This is a genomic window from Kosakonia pseudosacchari, assembly GCF_900184035.1.
GTDB lineage: Bacteria > Pseudomonadota > Gammaproteobacteria > Enterobacterales > Enterobacteriaceae > Kosakonia > Kosakonia pseudosacchari.
Window position 1 is genome coordinate 1 of the sequence record NZ_FXWP01000028.1, and the last position, 682, is coordinate 682.

The 682-nt window shown below is 48.1% G+C and carries 1 pseudogene; it reads right to left on the reverse strand.

The annotated features are described in order from the left end of the window. Positions 1-100: 100 nt before the first annotated feature. Positions 101-560, reverse strand: a pseudogene (tnpA, locus tag BN2591_RS24160) (IS200/IS605 family transposase). Between the last annotated feature and the right edge of the window lie 122 nt (positions 561-682).

The following is a 682-nucleotide window of genomic DNA, read 5'->3' on the forward strand; positions in this document are numbered from 1 at the left end:
CCTCCGGCATAGCCGGAGGTTTTTCAGATGCGCCTGTAAGGCTCTGTTACCAGCCGCGCCCTAACAGGCGCATACGATCTGACATTTGCATCAAACTTCTTTACTTACGGCCCGTAAACGGGCTGCCCGGATAAGGGATCGACAATTGCTCGCCCATTTTATCCTCTGCAAGCTGGTGCTTTATGTATTCCTGTATCTTCTCCGTGTTCTTCCCTACCGTATCTACGTAATATCCCCGGCACCAGAATTCCCTGTTCCTGTATTTGAATTTCAGATCGCCAAACTGCTCATAAAGCATCAGACTGCTTTTCCCTTTCAGATATCCCATAAAGCCGGATACGCTCATTTTGGGCGGGATTTCCACAAGCATATGGATATGATCTGCGCAGCATTCCGCTTCCAGGATCCGTACGTTTTTTCCACTCACACAGCTTTCTTAAAATGCTGCCTATCGCCAGGCGTTTCTCTCCGTAGAACGCCTGTCTTCGGTATTTTGGCGCAAAAACTATGTGATATTTACAGTTCCATCGGGTGTGCGCTAAGCTCTTTTCGTCCCCCATCGGGCCCCCCTTTTGATTTCTTGTTGAACTTTTGCAGTTGCCAGACCGCAAGCTGTTTTAACAAATCAAAAGGGGTTTTAATAACTGGCTTAAAGCTGAAAGCTTTCCGGAACCCCCAGCCT